The organism is Mesorhizobium sp. M3A.F.Ca.ET.175.01.1.1 (assembly GCF_004791945.1).
In the GTDB taxonomy this organism is placed as follows: Bacteria; Pseudomonadota; Alphaproteobacteria; order Rhizobiales; family Rhizobiaceae; genus Mesorhizobium.
Genome location: NZ_SRTP01000085.1, coordinates 1 through 432 on the forward strand (window position 1 = coordinate 1; position 432 = coordinate 432).

Genomic DNA, 432 nt, shown 5'->3' on the forward strand with positions numbered 1-432 from the left:
ACCGACAGCACGGCGATCGACATTGCGGCCCATATCAACAAGGTGGCGTCCTGGTCCTTCATCCTGTTCGGCGTCACCATCGTGCTGTTCGCCACGGTCCGCGCCACCGGCGCCGTGATGCCGCCGCTGATCATCCTGATCATCTCGGTGCTGATCGTGCGTACCGGCTTTGCTTATTCCATGCGCAGCGTCATCGGCCAGGAGGCGCTGTGGTGGAGTTTCCCGGCGGGCTCGATCGCCTCGCTGGTGCTGGCCGTCGCCTATTATCGCTTCGGCCGCTGGCGGACCATGCATATGATCGAGGCGCGGCCGGCCGCCGGCGAGCCGCCTGACACCGGCCTCGGCGTGCCGCGCCAGCGCGCGCAGCTCCTGCAGAGGACGCCGAACGGCTGAAGTTCAGCGCGCATAGCGCGCGCCGAACCCCAGCGCTAC

1 pseudogene is annotated in these 432 nt (G+C 67.6%); it reads left to right on the forward strand.

Annotation, left to right across the window (positions count from 1 at the left end):
* Positions 1-393, forward strand: a pseudogene (locus tag EN818_RS30850) (MATE family efflux transporter); the annotation flags it as partial.
* Between the last annotated feature and the right edge of the window lie 39 nt (positions 394-432).